Source organism: Caulobacter sp. CCH9-E1 (genome assembly GCF_001556515.1).
Lineage (GTDB): Bacteria > Pseudomonadota > Alphaproteobacteria > Caulobacterales > Caulobacteraceae > Caulobacter.
In genome coordinates this window covers 1-224 of record NZ_LSJA01000068.1, presented here as the reverse complement: position 1 = coordinate 224, position 224 = coordinate 1, and the positions used below count along the sequence as shown (strand labels likewise).

Annotated in this window: 1 protein-coding gene; it reads left to right on the top strand. The window is 62.5% G+C overall.

Annotated elements, in window-relative coordinates; all coding sequences use genetic code 11:
- Positions 1 to 84: 84 nt before the first annotated feature.
- Positions 85 to 224, top strand: a 140-nt coding sequence (locus tag AX690_RS22670) for a MobA/MobL family protein (protein WP_156449552.1), incomplete at its 3' end; no start/stop codon positions are given.

Genomic DNA, 224 nt, shown 5'->3' with positions numbered 1-224 from the left:
CGGTCCCTCCCGAGATTTTAATCTTGGAGGGCGCGCTTATACGTCGTGCCGACGTGCGCTCAGGATAGTAAGTGGTCTGTCGCCATGGCGATTTACCACTTCAGCGTCAAAGTCATCAGCCGCGCCATCGGGGCCAGCGCCGTGGCCTCGGCCGCCTATCGCTCCGCCAGCCGGCTGCACGATGAGCGCCTCGATCGTGACCACGACTTCACCAACAAGAGCGG